This is a genomic window from Bartonella sp. B35(2025), from assembly GCF_053794465.1.
This window is the reverse complement of record NZ_CP200035.1, coordinates 966,278-981,303: the sequence shown is the minus strand read 5'-3', so window position 1 is coordinate 981,303 and position 15,026 is coordinate 966,278. Positions and strand designations below refer to the sequence as shown.

Below are 15,026 nucleotides of genomic sequence, written 5' to 3'. Positions count from 1 at the left end.
TTAATTTTTAAAAAATCCAGTAGTGAGTTTTTTAAAATTCCTCTTTTTACAATTGCGTTATTTATTTACCGAGCTTTAAATCTCTTTTTTTATAGTGAAGATGAAAAGTAAAGAAATGGTTATGACTCTTTAAGACAGATTGTGTGTATAGATTACTTTATGGAAGGGGAAAAAATTTGAAATTTCAAGTTAATAAGGGTTGATCTATTTTTCGCCAGTAAAGATAGAAACTAAGAGTGTGGGTAAATAGTAAAAATGAAAATTTTTGAGTTGGGGTAACCAAGGAGTAGTGAATATGAAATCACGAGAAGGTATAGTGCGATTGAAGATGTTTCAAGTGCGTGGAAAACGTCGTGAAATTGCACAACTTGAGATGATGATTGTAGAATTTGAGAAAATGGTGTTAGAGCTAGAAGCTCAAATTACGAGTGAAGAACGTAAATCTGGAAATAGTGATATTCATCATTTTGCTTATTCAGCTTTCGCTCGTGCAGCACGGCAAAGGCGTGATAATCTTATAAATTCAATTCGTGATTTGCAGCTTCAGAAAACAAATGCAGAAATTGCTCTTCATGAAATTAGTACAGAACTGCAACGTGAACAGCTTCTTGATGCGCGAGAAAATGGAACAACAGTAGGTGATGATCATATCTTGATTCAATCTAACTCTATGGTTGGATAATGATAGCTGCAATTTGAAGATAAATTTCTAAAGATTGATGAGCTGAAAGAAAAAACAGCCAAATTTTATAAAATTTGGCTGTTTTGGATGGTATTTTGAAGTAAATATCCAATCATTATCAATGGCAATTAATACCTATAGCGTTGGATTTTGGTTGTTTGTAATCCAGCTAAGCCATGCTCATCAATCAAACTCTGCCATGAAAGAAATTCCTCTACAGTCAAAGTATAAAGTTTACATGCCTCATCAAGACTTAACAATCCACCTCTGACAGCAGCAACAACTTCAGCTTTGCGACGAATCACCCATCGTCTCGTTGTTTTCGGTGGTAGATCGGTGATTGTGAGTGGACTTCCATCTGGCCCAATAACATATTTTATTTGTGTTTTTGTTAAATCAGTCATTGTATTCTTCTATTTTCATCAAGGACTTGATTCTTTTGTAAGACGTGAAATTTAAAAAAGAGCTAAATTTGTTTAAATAAAAAATTACTAAAGTAAGCCAACACATAAAAATATAAAATAAAGCAAGTAGAATAGTCTATTATAGTGCTTTTATGGAATTTTTTATAAATAGAGTAAAAGGGGAGCATCTTGGGTCATATTTTCACTAATTTTTTGTTTTCAGGACCTTCTTAAAAGATAATGCTATTGGTTGTAGAAAAAATTAAAAAGCGCTATAGGGAAATCAATGAACAGTGCACATGAAAATATTAATCATATGGTGTACATTTAAATAGAGAATAAAAGCATGATTTTGAATAGCCTTGATTTACCAGGACAGCCTGAAGATTCTCGTATTATTGTTGCAATGTCTGGTGGAGTAGATTCATCAGTTGTGGCAGGTCTCTTGAAAAAAGAAGGTTATGATGTGATTGGAATTACACTGCAGCTTTATGACCATGGTGCTGCAACGCATCGTGTCGGATCTTGTTGCGCTGGGCAAGATATTGAAGATGCGCGTCGCGTGGCTGAAACATTAGGGATACCTCACTATGTTCTTGATTATGAAAAACGATTTCGTGAGGCTGTAATTAATCCTTTTACAGAAAGTTATGTGTACGGAGAGACGCCTGTGCCATGTGTGGCATGCAATCAGACTGTCAAATTTGCGGACTTATTAGCAACTGCACGTGAATTAGGTGCAGATGCTTTAGCAACGGGGCATTATATTCGTAGTCGTTCTCATGGTGTGCATCGAGCACTCTTTCGTCCTATTGATTCTGCTCGTGATCAAAGTTATTTCCTTTTTGCAACAACACAAGAACAGATTGATTACTTACGTTTTCCACTTGGTGATCTTCCGAAAGCACGTGTTCGTGAAATAGCAGAAGAAATGGGTTTAGTCGTTGCAAATAAGCATGATAGCCAGGATATTTGCTTTGTTCCGCAGGGAAAATATTCTGATGTTATTGCAAAACTTCGTCCAGAAGCTGCAAAACCTGGTGTTATTGTACATGTCGATGGGAAGATTCTGGGTAAACATTCTGGAATTTTCAATTATACTGTTGGTCAGCGTCGTGGTATTGGTGTTGCAACCGGTGAGGCACTTTATGTAGTTCATCTCGATGTGGAAAACGCACGTGTTATTGTTGGCCCTCGTGAAATGTTGGAAACATATAAGTTCTTTTTGCGTGATATGAATTGGCTTGGTGATGAGCAGTTAGATAATTTTCCCTCCAGTGGTGTTGAAGTGGCTGTAAAAGTTCGTTCAACGCGTCCTCCGCGTCTTGCGCGTTTATATTATCAAGAGGGTGTTTTTTCTGTTAATTTGCTAGAACATGAAAGTGGTGTAGCACCAGGACAAGCTTGCGTTTTTTATGATGAAGACAGTGATGGAGCACGTGTTCTTGGGGGTGGATTTGTTACACGTTCAGAACGTACAGCTGGTGCTGAAGCGATGCTGCAGCGTGTTTTATGTAATCTTGAAACAAAAGCAACTGTTTAATCTTAATTAAAAATAACTGTTTCTCATAAATAAAATATAAATACTTAGGGATGTATTTCTAGAACTTTTAATATGGTCATTTTTAGTTACGTTTAATAGAGTCGGTAAAGTGCATTAATGTAAGATTCGAGACCATGGTAACATTACAACTTATCACGGTTGTAGGCTAAGGGAATATGCAAAGTTTATAATTTTTGCGAAGTATAAGCATGTAAGTCGTTGCTCTCAATATGCTAAAAGTAAGTGGTGTCAGTTTTGTTGTTTTTTCTTGCTTGATAATACAGAGGATGAAAAAAGGAAGAATATAAAGATAAAAGTTTGCATCGTTTAAATATCTTATGACGATTATCAACAATCAACACTTTGCGTATAAGGCATTTTAGAGTTGCGCCCGAAGAGATTTGGATTGATTTTCTATAAAGGTAATTGCATGAAGTTTTATCAATGACGTTATCATTATTGGTAAAAATAGCCATGTTATAAAAAATGGCATTTATATCATCGTAATTAGAGAGATTGTATAAAACTATAATCAAGGATTTTTGGGTAATATCTGGGAAAAATTTTTATAATGATGTAGCATTCTGCATTTACTAATGCTGTATTGCTACCACTATAAATATGGAAGCCCATGATATCATCTATGGTTTTTTGTGGAACGCAGCAAATGGAACACAATGGTTATGTTGTTTTCAAAAATGATGTAAGTCCAAAAAAGCATTCTATTGCTATGAGAACCATAGAGCAGAAGATTCTTACGAGTGCAATAATACCGATGATATCATTTTTTTTCTTTTATAAATTGGTGTTGCCTGTCCAATAAAATTTTTTCACTAATATTATGATAGGCTCTTAGATATGAATAAACAGCTTTACGAATTATTGCGAGATTAGGATTTGTCTAAGGTTTTGAATATTCTTTTTTGAGATTACTAGGTATTGAATATTTTTTTTGAACAGAAGGATAAGAAAATATTATTTTAAACTAATAGTAGAATTTTGTTGACATAATACAACCATAGGTATAATGTGTAGGTACCGAGTGTGGTACAACGTGTTGTCTTCGTATCGGGTGCAGGGTTTTGGGTCCCCGCTATTTCCTAAGCCCTGTATACCCTTGATTGCTAAGGGAAAAGAATCTGGGTCCCCAATGCCCAGGTTCTTTTTTTTAATCCTAAAATGGTTTTTATTATTTTATCAGTGTAATGTCTTTGATATAATGTAGAATTAAAGTTGCAGTGGGATGCTAAGCGACTATTCGGTATTTTCGTAATTATGCTGATTAGTACGATAATTATAAAAAGGTTAGTAAGTGGTGTGTAATCACATATTTGAATAAAAACAGTGGGTGATTTTTCAATTATAAGTCAGTAAGCTTGTTAAGCTATTTTAAAAATTATTGATTATTAGGAGAATGTGTTTGGTTTCTCTTAGAGATTGCTTATTTCTCTTTTGAGCAATATCTGTACATCATATTCATCTGTTATGATACGTGTATAGCTACTCCAAGTGGAAATGGTGAGATATAGGAAGTATTTTATTATATTCTGAAATTTTTTATCACATGAGGAAATATTAACAGCATATCAAAAAAGATTATAGGGTATATGGGTTAAAAATATCATTTCTTGTTTGATAAAAGAAGAAGGGGTGTGTGGTGATGGACGTCAAAATCAAAATACAAAGCTTAACCCTATGCTCTATTTTAGTTGCTTGTATCGTTTTTGCTTTGAAGTATTGGGCGTATTACATTACTGGTTCGGTCGCACTTTATTCTGATGCATTAGAGTCAATTGTAAATATACTTGCAGCAGTAGTGGCGTGGTGGGCTGTGAAAGTGAGTATGAAGCCAGCGGATCAAGATCATCCTTTTGGACATCATAAGGTGGAATATTTTTCTGCTATTCTCGAGGGGATACTGATTATTGTTGCGGCAATTATGATTTTAAGAGAAGCATGGATGGCTCTTTCAACCGTTAAATTAGTGCAGAAGCCTGGGATATGGCTTATTATTCACCTTGTAGCAAGTGCCATAAATTACGTGTGGGGTTGGGTTCTTATTAAACAGGGAAAAATTCACCGATCGCCAGCGTTGAGAGCTGATGGCGCACATTTTATAACAGATGTTTTTACTTCATTTGGAATTTTAGTTGGCTTACTTGCAAGTTTTATGAGTGGATGGGCTATTTTGGATCCAATTTTGGCAATAATCATTGCTATTAATATTCTTGCACAGGGATGGAAGGTGGTGAATAATGCTATTCAAGGGTTAATGGATGTTGGAGTTGAATGGAATGAAACCATTCAGATCCGTAATCTTATTTCTACAAATGCGCATGGTGCGCTGGAAGTGCATGATTTGCGTACGCGTGTTGCTGGTCGAGTTACTTTTATAGAATTTCATTTAGTTGTGCCAGCTACAATGCAGGTGGGAGAAGCTCATAAGATTTGTAACAAAATTGAAGATGTTCTTGAAAAAGAATTCAATAATGTGCACATTTCTGTTCATATAGAGCCTGAAGATGAAGCTAAATTGCCTCCTGGCACAACAGCTATTCCTCTTGTATAAATGATTTTTGCGGGTTGGATTATCTTTTAAAGAGACATAAATCAAAAAATGTTTTTTTGTGATTTTTCAGAAAAATATTAAAGATTAATTTTTTCAATACAAGCGATCTCGTTTTCTTGATTAATGATACTATATCGTTGTAATTGACAATGCCATTGATGATGAAAATGCTCAATAGCAAATAAGTTAAAACCAGCAGGTGATTTTTTACTATCGAAAGCTTGCGATGCAGAAGCAACACCAACAATAGGAATTTTTCCCATTTTTCCTTCGACAATATTTAATGTGGGTAAATGGGTATGTCCATGAAGAATAAGTTCGCAGCCGTGATGTTTGATAACATTTAAAAAACGTTCTATGCCCCATAATTTTTTATGCCAAGAAGTTGCATGATGAAAAGGGGGATGATGTATCACTATAATACGGAAAAGATTGCGTGCCGCAGCTTTATTTAAAAGCTTTGATAAAGTTTGCGCCTGCGTTTTATCGAAATAGCCAAAAGCTTGAAAAAATGGTGTAGCAATGGCTGATGAAGCACCTATAATGGCTATATTATCACGAACACGCATATAAGGAAAAGAAAGTGGATTCTTTTGTGGGAAATCATCTGTGATCCAAGGGTAGAAGAGAGTACAAGCCTTCTTGAATGCTCCACGGACATAAGCGTCGTGATTTCCAAACGTTAAAGAAATATTTTGAGGCTGGCCTTGGTTAAGTAACCAATTACGTGCTTGTTCAAATTCTTTATCTAAAGCCAGATTGACAAGATCACCGGAGATTATGAGATGGTCAGGCTTTTTCTTTTTCAACGTGTCCATTAAAATCTCTAGGACATTTGTTGCCATTTGATTTTTACGTTTTTTTTGCCAATTAAGATAGCCGGTAATGCGCTTCCCAAAGAGCTCAAATAAGGAAGGTTGTGGTAAGGGTGAAAGGTGTACATCTGATATATGAGCAAGATAAAACATAGATGCTAGCATAGTGTTGAAAACAATTTAGGCAATAAAAAAATATAAGATAAGTTGTTGTATTTTTAAGGTAAGAGTGGATTATAAAATGAAAAATATCCTATTGAAAATACCAAAAAACCTTTGGGAAATTTACACTTTATTTATTTTTAAAATGACAAAAAGGTACATAATAATGATACTCTATTGTTGTCTATATGTTCTCGATATATATTTTTCTTTAAGATAAGCTCCATCTTAAAGTGATAGCAACAATCTTTTAAGATTTTTTAACGGCTTTCACGATACCACATAATACTAAATAGTAAAAGACAAGTGAGTAATGCAAAGAAACCAGAAAAAATCGAAAAATAAAAAGTATTGACTAAACGAGTTTCTGTAGCTTCTTTCAAAACAATTGAATGAGCAAAGGGGGATTTTTGTTCTGTTTGTGATTGAAGCAGCTTGATAGGAGGAAGATTAATACTCGCTTTTCTTTCGTTGTGTAAACGCACTATGTGGCCACCAGTATATTTGCTGATAGGAGCTAACTTTTCTTCCGTTGAGATTAAGTCAGTCAATTCAAGATTGTTGAGAACACCCACAGAAGAAAGTACTGTTAGATCACCATTTTTGATGTTAAAAATTCCTGTTTCATTGGTATTAATAACAGCTGTAAATACACCTTCCTGTTCTTTGGTAAGGATAATATCCTCTTTTTTTCCAGAGGGAAAAGTTACTTCAATTGGTTCTGGAAAGTCTTTAAGCGTTTGGCGACGAATTATTAAACGATGACGGTCGCTTATTGTGCTTAATTTTTCCTCCTCAAGATCGGGTTCTTTCATAAGCCAATGAGCAATTCGACGATAAAGAGCTGCATAAGGGCCTCCACCTTCGAAACCTCGTGCCCAAAGCCAACTTTCATCAGAAAGTAACATACCAACACGTCCTTTACCAACATGGGAAAGAAGTAAAAGTGGTTGTTCATCAGCTCCCTTCATAAGAATAGTACCTTTATTTGTTTTTTGAATTGCAATTTGTCGTAGCCATTGTCCCCATTGAGAAGCTGGATAAGTAGGAGTTGCAAGGTCTCGTGTAACAGGATGGCGTTCACCTTCTTTGGTTAATGTAGGTCGAAAAGGTTTTTGAATAATAATACCAGTTGGTAATGCAGGAAGGATGCTTATCAAAGGTGTTTTAGCAAGCGAATATTGCTGGATAAATTCAGGACCTGTTACCATTAATAATGCTCCGCCCTTTTGTACATATTGAGCGATATAATCATAATAGATTAATGGGAGAAACGGAGAATGTTGGTAACCATCAAGGATGATAAGATCAAAATTATTAATATCTTCAACAAATAGCTTTGTTGTAGGAAATACCACAAGTGATAATTGGTTTAATGGCGTATTATCTGCTTTTTCAGGAGGACGTAAAATAGTAAAATGAATAAGGTCAATATTGGAATCACCTTTTAAAAGATCTCGCCATGTACGTTCACCGTTGTGAGGTGCGCCTGAAATAAGAAGAACGCGCAGATTTTCTCTTATTCCTTCAATAATGGCTACAGCTTTGTTATTCTCAGAGCTTAATTCACCTTCTTGTACATCAGTTGCAACCTGAATAATGTTTTTTTCGGCATGGGTAAGGGTAATTTCAGTTTGAAAAATAACACCAGGGGTCACAAAATAATGACCAACTTCTTGGCCATTAATACTTACAGTAATGTTTGCTTGTGTTGATATAGATTCTTGAGGTTGTCCTTTATCTTCTACCAAAATAGAGAGTATTTGTGGTTTATTGATAAGAGCAAAGCGAGGAGGGGAAATAAATTTAATTTGGCGATCAAATTCATTCGATCTTCCTGTTATGAGAGCATTGATAGGTGCTTTATGGTAAAGGTCTGATAATGGAGGAATGTCGTGCACTTGTCCGTCGGTGATTAAAATTGTACCTGCATAACGAGATTGCGGTACATCAGATATGGCGTGTGTTAAAGCGTTAAATAAATTCGTTGAGAGTGCATATTGATTATTATCAAGTTTTCCAGCATCGATAAAGCGTGGCTCAAATTGTGGATAGTGAGCTAGTTCAGCCATTAATTGTGCACGCGCTTCATCGCTATCATTTGTACGTGTACCAAATGTTTGGCTTTTACTGCGGTCGACTACAATTCCTACAGTACTTTTGAGTAGTTCTCGTTGTTCTTTTATAATTATTGGGTTCAGTAAAGTAAGGATGAGAGAAACCAATACCATAAGACGTAATAAAGATCCTTGACGTCGTGTAATGAGGCCAATGATTACAAAAATACTGGATATTCCCCCTAACAATAAAAGCCAAGAGATAGGCAAAAAAGGCTGAAAAGTAAAAAATGGTCTCATTACCTTCTTTCTCTGTTAAAGCGCTCCAACAGTGTTGGGACGTAAACTTGGTCAGCTTTATAGTTTCCTGTAAGCACGTAGATGACAATATTCAATCCTGCACGAAATGCCCATAAGCGCTGCATTGCATCATTAGGAATAAGTGGGTATTTCCAAGTACCTTTTGGATCTAGTGCCCAAGCACCAGCAAAGTTATTGGCAGTGATAAGGAGAGAACTTACATTATCACCGGTGGCAAGAAAATTATTATTTCTTTTTTTCATTGATGATGATTCAACCCATAAAGGAGAACCACGGTAGAGACCAGGAAAATCTGGCATAATATAAAAAGAGCGAGCAATAACATGATCAGCAGATGCTGGTTCAATGGGTGGAATATTTAATCCTTTTAATATAGTTCGCAATCTTTGTGTGGCTGGAGTAGCAGTTCCTTCAAAATTAAGATTGGTATTTATTTGATCGCGTGTGTCAAATAAGATTGTACCACCATTTTTCATAAAGCTATTTATTTTTTCAAGGCTTTTTGGTGTTGGGATGGGACTGTTAGAATCAATTGGCCAATAAATGAGAGGATAGAAGGCGAGCTCATCTTTATCAAGATCAATTGCTATCACAGATCCGGGTGAAAGCATTGTACGCTCTGCAATAAACTGACTCAGCGTTTCTAGTCCACTTTTACTTGTAGTATCAATTTCATGATTATTTGTTACGACATAAGCAAGATGAGTAGCACCAGCTGCTTGTATTATAGTTTCATAATAGTTTTCTGTGCTTTGTGCATGAGCACTTGGTATATGCATGAACAAGGTTATAAGACTTATTAGGAAAGGAAGCAGAAGGAGTACATTGTTTCGTCGGTTGAGAAAAAAAGCTCCCCCCATCCATAAAACTAAAAAATTATCCAAAGCAAATAATAAGACAGCTAATCCTAAAAGTGGACCAATGAGATATTTTTCTTTTGTGTCATAAGATAAAGGATTTGTGCTTAAGGAGGTAAGTAATACCGATTGCTCTATTAAGTGTGATGAATGAGTTAAGAGATTAAGTGCATAGAGATTATTTTTTAAGCCATAAAGCCCAGGTGGGGTATGATAAGAGGGAAAAGGTGGGCTTTGTGCATCAATAACGAGTGGAACAACAAAAGTAGGAGGAGTTTGTAGCTGACCATCAGCGGTTAATGTTCGCCAAGGATTTTGTACTGTTGTTGTTTTTGTGTGTGATGGATTTTTATTTTCATAGGCACTGAGCGTGATTAATTTTTGCAACATTTGTGCAAAAAATCCAGAAAGAGGAAGATTTGACCATGTGGGATCTGGTGCAATATGAATAAGAATGAGTGTGCCTTTGCCATGGCTAGCTGCTGTAATAAGAGGAGTTCCATCAGCAAGACTGAGCCATGTTTTTTCAAAAAGATCTGGGCTTGGTTCTCCTAGAATTTGGCGTGAAACAGTGATATCTTCTGGGAAAGGAAGATCAAAAAAGAAGTTATTTTTTGCAAAAGGCGCAAGTTTTTGTGGTTTTGTCCAAGACATGATACTTCCAAGGAAGCGATTTCCAGGACGTAGTGGAACGGGCAGTAGGCTATCATGATGTTCTGTAGTACTGAGATTTTCTCCAGCAAAGCGAATAAGTGTTCCCCCTTTAGTGACAAAATCAGATAGTTTTTTTTCCACTTCTTTTGGCATATTAACGATGTCACCCATAATGAAAACAGAAGGATTTTGTTTCAGTAAGTGATCGATATCAATTGAAAGCTCTTTTCCTCCCGCTGTTATAAGCTGTGTATGGCCTTGTAATGCTTTGATAATGTAATAAAATGGAGAAAGCAGGGGTTGTGTTATTTTGTTAATATTTGGCGATAAGAGAGCAACACGGCTCACTCGATTACGACTGTCAATTAAGAAAGTTGCAGCAGCGTGAGCTTGATTTTCTATTTTTATCCATGCAATTTTATTGCGTAATTCAAGCGGTAAGTTAAAAGAAACAAGAGCTGTTGTTGCTCCTTCTTGAAAGTTTGTTGTAGAACGGCCAAGGAGTTGGTTATTTAAATCATAAAGGCTTAATGTAACTGTAGTTTCACCTTGATTAGTTGCACGAATGATATGTGCTATGATGTTCTTATTGTTATTTTCTATAGCTGTTACACCAATTATGTCGGAAATATCTGCTAAATACCACAAGAATTTTTGAGGTTTTAACTGTTCGATTAGGGCAAAAGCTTGCATATCTTCGCTTGTTTGTAAGCCATCGCTTAAGTAAGCAATATCAAGAGATTTGCCTTTAGTTATTTCAATAAGTTTTTTCAATGTATGTACACGGTTAACAGGCCAAGGGCGGGGCTGTAAATGTTTTAAATGTTGTTTTATAGTTTCTGCCGGTAAGGGATTAATATCAAGGGTGTCATTTTCAGCGGTAGCAAGAAAATAAATATTTTTTTGCTGCTTTTCTGCTTGTGCTAGGAGAGATTCAGCAACGATAATACGTTTTTTCCATTCTTTCGCGGATGCCCATCCATTATCAATAATGAGCGCAAGTGGTTGAGATCCAGAGAATGTAATTGGCTCTTTATGTAAAATGGGTCGTGCTAAAGCGATAATAATTAGCGCTGCTATGGTTAACCGTAATAACAGTAACCACCAAGGTGTACGGTTTTTGGCTTCCTGTTGATTGGCTATTTTAGGAAGGAAACGAAAAGGAGGAAAAAGCTCTTTACACGGAGTAGGAGGTGTTATTTGCACCAACCACCAAATGATTGGTAAAGATAAAAGCCCCAGCAAAATTAAGGGAGCAGCAAAACTCAAAATGCCCTCCTTGTATTATTAGATGAAGAACTGGCCATTTTATTTGTAAGCTGTAAAATAATTTTTGTTAAGGGTTGATCAGTTGTACTGGCATAATAGATCCATCCTTGGCGTAAACAAAAATCTGCTAATTTTTGCCGCCTTGCTTGATATAGCTTACAATAGCGCTCTCGGAAATTGTCTGCTTTTCCCAAAACGTACTTTTCCCCTGTTTCAGGATCAATAAATTCTGTACAGCCTTTGTATGGGAAATGCTCTTCTGCAGGATCAGCTACTTCAATTAAATGAGCAGTAACCTGTTTTGTGGCTAAAATTGTTAAATATTGAATAATTTTTTCAGGACAATCAAGAAAGTCGCTTATTATGATGGCGTGTGAAAAACGTGTAATGGTTGAGAAATCTGGAAATGGATTTTCATCTTGATGATTTATTAAAGCCAGGAGCATACGTTCTATTATATTAGATGTCATTGTGGGTGGCATTAAATTGGGTATAGCAATATGCTCGCCACTTTTTGCAAGAAGTGTTGCTAATGCAAGGGCAAGAATAATAGCATAATTACCCTTAGAGATTTGTGAAAAGTGCGAACAATAATGCATTGAAGCACTCTGATCAGGCCAAATCCAAACTGTTTGTGTTGTTTCCCATTCGTATTCACGTAGGTAAGTATATTCATCGCGTGCTGAACGGCGCCAGTCAATCTGCGTAATGGATTCTCCTTCAACATAAGGGCGAAATTGCCAAAAATTTTCCCCGTTACCACGTTTACGTTGACCATGCCATCCTGTTATTAACGTATTGGCAATAAGACGTGCTTGTAAAAGAAAATATTGTATATTGGCAGTATCTTTATACAACCTAGTAGTGAGTGATAGTGGAGGTTTTTTTGAAACTTTTTTGCCAATAGCCATTAGAGGATGTCTCTTATAAGATTATCAATAAAATCTTTTACAGTTATAGCTTCAGCATGTGCGGAAAAATTTAGCGCCATGCGGTGTTGTAATACGGGTTGAGCCAATATTTTGATATCATCAAGTGAGGGAGCTAAACGTCCATGATAAAGGGCACGAGCGCGGGCACAAAGTGAAAATGCTTGTGATGCCCGAGGACCTGGACCCCAAGCAACATAAGAGTTTGCAAGAGTATTATGCTTATGAGGGCGGGCTGAACGAACAAGTTTTAAAATGGCTTCGACAACATTTTCAGAGATAGGCATTTTACGGACAATTTTTTGAATTCTTTGCAATTTTTTTGCTGATAAAATCGGCTGTGCGCTTTTATTTTCCTCTCCTGTTGTTTTTAAAATAATACGTCGTTCTGTAGTTATATCAGGATAATCGATGTCGATTTGCATCAAAAATCGATCCAGCTGTGCTTCAGGAAGTGGATAAGTTCCTTCTTGTTCAAGGGGATTTTGAGTTGCAAGCACATGAAAAGGTTGTGGTAAATCGTAACGATTTCCAGCAACAGTGACATGATATTCTTGCATAGCTTGTAATAGCGCTGATTGGGTACGGGGAGAAGCGCGATTGATCTCATCAGCCATGAGAAGTTGAGTGAAAATAGGGCCTTGCATGTAGCGAAAAAAGCGCTTACCATTTTCATCTGAATCCATAATCTCAGAACCAATAATATCTGATGGCATCAAGTCGGGTGTAAATTGGATACGCTTTTCATCAAGTCCCAATACTGTTCCTAATGTTTCAACAAGATACGTTTTAGCAAGTCCTGGAACACCAACAAGCAGGGCATGTCCACCAGCTAAAATAGCTGTTAAAGTATATTCAATTACATGGTTTTGGCCAAAAATAACTTTATTAATTTCCTGTTGTAGAATATCCAATTCTTTGTGTGCAATATCAATGTCATCAATGGTTACTTGATCATCTATAATTTCTGGTGCTTCATTACCAATATTAACTTTCTTAATAGAATTGGATAATGTATCATTTTGGATCATATTTTTTCCCCGAAGCACTAATCGTAAAATTGACAATTCCTTATGAATAATAACAAATATTTTATAATGAATATTTTATGATTTGTAGCAAAAAATAAGAAAAAAAGAAGCGTAATGTGCTATTTTTTAAATATTCGTATACAGATGGAAGAATTCATTTCTAACAAGTGGTATGTATTTTGTCAAAGGGCGTATTGGAGATATTGTCTTAGAGGAATAGCTATTTAATAGAATTTATAGGGATAGTTGTTTGATACAATAATAAAATTTGTCTGAAAGGTTAAAGGGTGAGTATAACACAAAGTTTTAAGCACGTTGATTGGTTGCAGACTAATCATATTCAAATGCTTCTACGTGTTTTATCTTTGGATGGTGAAGAAGCTCGTGTTGTCGGTGGGGCAATACGCAATCAGCTGTTAGGGCAGCCTATTAGTGATATTGATATTGCTACAACCTGTTTACCACAACAAGTTATAGCACGTGCTGAAGAAGTGGGATTTAAAGCTATTCCTACAGGTATTGCATTTGGTACAGTGACGGTAGTTGCTGAGTCATGCTCTTATGAAGTTACAACTCTTCGTTCTGATTTTGAAACGGATGGACGTCATACCAAAGTGGTCTTTGGTCGTGATTGGCAAAAAGATGCTGAACGTCGGGATTTTACTATAAATGCGCTTTATTGTGATGCAGCTGGTCATCTTTATGATAAAGTAGGAGGTTTGAACGATATTGCTGGTCGAACAGTACGCTTTATCGGTATTGCGGAGAAGCGTATTCGTGAGGATTATTTGCGTATTTTACGGTTTTTTCGCTTTTTTGCTTGGTATGGGGCAGGACGACCTGATGTACAGGGACTAAAAGCATGTGTCAGTTTAAAGCAAGGTCTGAAAAAACTTTCATCTGAACGTATTTGGGGAGAGATAAAAAAACTTCTTACTGCTTCAGATCCAACACGTGCTCTTTTGTGGATGCGCCAAAGTGGAGTTTTAACACTCATTTTTCCTGAAACAGAAAAGTGGGGTATTGATGCAATTCACTCACTCGTGAAAACAGAACAAGCGCTTGGTTGGAAAGTAGATCCTTTATTACGATTAGAAAGCCTTCTTCCTCCTGATCCTGTCCGTCTTAATGAAATGGCTCGTCGCTTACGTTTGTCTAATAGGGAAACAACACGGTTAATGGAATGGGCAAAATTGGAAATAATTAGCCAAAACTGTTCAGATAGTTTTGTACAAAAACTGATTTATTTTTATGGTCGACAGCCAGTTTTAGACCAGTTATCCTTGTCTATAGCTGCAATGCGTGCTAATACTTTTGAAGAAAAAGAAGTTTCGCAAAAAGCAGAAAATTATATCAGACTTTATCAGCTTGCCCAAAAATGGCAGATTCCTACTTTTCCTATTAGTGGTAAGGATTTGATGAGGAAAGGTTTGACTGAAGGAGTTCTTTTAGGACAAAAACTCAAGGAGCTAGAAATGATATGGATTGAAAGTGGATTTTTAATAGATCGCAATAAGTTATTAGAAAAAATTAATTTATAATACTGCTTTTTAAAAGCAGATTTTTGTTTTTTTATTTTTATATGAAGTTATTATTATTTTTTGGTAATGCTAGTTTATAATTATTGAATTTTTGGCAGAAGAAAAGAAATGATGGTGAAGTTTTAAATGGTTGTTGCAGTGTCTTAGAAAGATGTGAAAGTTTCACTTTTAAAATAAATAGTGATTATATGT

At 36.0% G+C, this 15,026-nt stretch carries 10 protein-coding genes; 4 read left to right on the top strand and 6 right to left on the bottom strand.

Annotated features, from left to right (window positions below):
• The first annotated feature begins 295 nt into the window (after window positions 1-295).
• Window positions 296-682: a flagellar export protein FliJ gene (locus tag V4P56_RS04095; protein ID WP_455481673.1), complete on the top strand. Its 387-nt coding sequence runs from the start codon at window positions 296-298 to the stop codon at window positions 680-682.
• A 128-nt stretch (window positions 683-810) separates the two neighbouring features.
• Here the strand turns inward: V4P56_RS04095 and sciP are convergent, their stop codons facing one another.
• A complete protein-coding gene (gene sciP, locus V4P56_RS04090) occupies window positions 811-1,086 on the bottom strand; it encodes a CtrA inhibitor SciP (protein WP_455481672.1) in 276 nt (91 codons plus the stop codon).
• A gap of 346 nt (window positions 1,087-1,432) precedes the next feature.
• On the opposite strand from sciP, the gene mnmA reads away from it, so the two are divergent.
• Together mnmA and V4P56_RS04080 are read left to right on the top strand one after the other, a co-directional pair.
• Window positions 1,433-2,629, top strand: coding sequence for a tRNA 2-thiouridine(34) synthase MnmA (mnmA, locus tag V4P56_RS04085; protein WP_455481671.1), 1,197 nt, complete (start codon window positions 1,433-1,435; stop codon window positions 2,627-2,629).
• A gap of 1,660 nt (window positions 2,630-4,289) precedes the next feature.
• A complete protein-coding gene (locus V4P56_RS04080; protein WP_455481670.1) occupies window positions 4,290-5,198 on the top strand; it encodes a cation diffusion facilitator family transporter in 909 nt (302 codons plus the stop codon).
• Between the two features lie 77 nt (window positions 5,199-5,275).
• Here V4P56_RS04080 and V4P56_RS04075 read toward each other — a convergent pair whose 3' ends face one another.
• From V4P56_RS04075 to V4P56_RS04055, 5 genes are all read right to left on the bottom strand, one after another.
• Window positions 5,276-6,178: a metallophosphoesterase family protein gene (locus tag V4P56_RS04075; protein ID WP_455481669.1), complete on the bottom strand. Its 903-nt coding sequence runs from the start codon at window positions 6,176-6,178 to the stop codon at window positions 5,276-5,278.
• Window positions 6,179-6,435: 257 nt separating this feature from the next.
• Window positions 6,436-8,532, bottom strand: a complete 2,097-nt coding sequence (locus V4P56_RS04070; RefSeq protein ID WP_455481668.1) for a hypothetical protein — start codon at window positions 8,530-8,532, stop codon at window positions 6,436-6,438.
• Entirely contained in the window at window positions 8,532-11,333 is a 2,802-nt protein-coding gene (locus V4P56_RS04065) for a DUF4159 domain-containing protein (RefSeq protein ID WP_455481667.1), read from the bottom strand. Before V4P56_RS04065 ends, V4P56_RS04070 begins: the two co-directional genes overlap by 1 nt.
• Complete coding sequence (locus tag V4P56_RS04060) at window positions 11,330-12,244, bottom strand: DUF58 domain-containing protein (protein ID WP_455481666.1); 915 nt, start codon at window positions 12,242-12,244, stop codon at window positions 11,330-11,332. The genes V4P56_RS04065 and V4P56_RS04060 overlap by 4 nt, the downstream gene beginning before the upstream one ends.
• Window positions 12,244-13,293 carry an AAA family ATPase gene (locus V4P56_RS04055; RefSeq protein WP_455481665.1) on the bottom strand — a complete coding sequence of 350 codons (1,050 nt, stop codon included), beginning with the start codon at window positions 13,291-13,293 and terminating at the stop codon, window positions 12,244-12,246. The genes V4P56_RS04060 and V4P56_RS04055 overlap by 1 nt, the downstream gene beginning before the upstream one ends.
• 287 nt (window positions 13,294-13,580) lie before the next feature.
• Between V4P56_RS04055 and V4P56_RS04050 the strand changes: the two genes are divergently transcribed.
• Window positions 13,581-14,834, top strand: coding sequence for a CCA tRNA nucleotidyltransferase (locus V4P56_RS04050; protein ID WP_455481664.1), 1,254 nt, complete (start codon window positions 13,581-13,583; stop codon window positions 14,832-14,834).
• Window positions 14,835-15,026 lie beyond the last annotated feature (192 nt).